The sequence below is a fragment of the Aquabacterium soli genome (assembly GCF_003933735.1).
Lineage (GTDB): Bacteria > Pseudomonadota > Gammaproteobacteria > Burkholderiales > Burkholderiaceae_C > Aquabacterium > Aquabacterium soli.
The window spans coordinates 1-327 of record NZ_RSED01000108.1; the positions used below are offsets into that span (position 1 = coordinate 1).

A 327-nucleotide genomic window follows, 5' to 3' on the forward strand; every position below is an offset into this window, starting at 1 on the left:
TTGATCTGATCCCATTCGCCGATCCAGTCCGAGCGATAGTCCGGGCAGGTTTCAGAGCCACTAGGCAGGCTCCAACTCCTTGATCTTACGGGCGTATTCGGCTGGCGTCAGGTATTCGAGAGCACTGTGAGGCCGACTCTCGTTGTAGTCCCTTCGCCAGGCCTCTAAAAGCTGCTGGGCCTCGCTCAGCGAAGCGAACCAGTTGACGTTCAGGCATTCGTCTCGAAGTGATCCGTTGAAGGTTTCTACGAAGCTGTTGTCAGTTGGTTTGCCCGGCCTGCTGAAGTCCAAACGTACTCCATGGTGGTAGGCCCACATGTCCATGAT

1 protein-coding gene is annotated in these 327 nt (G+C 55.7%); it reads right to left on the reverse strand.

Features of this window, described 5'->3' with window-relative positions; genetic code table 11:
* Positions 1-60: 60 nt before the first annotated feature.
* Positions 61-327 (reverse strand): integrase core domain-containing protein (locus tag EIP75_RS23970; protein WP_148100990.1); only part of this gene is annotated, 267 nt, incomplete at its 5' end.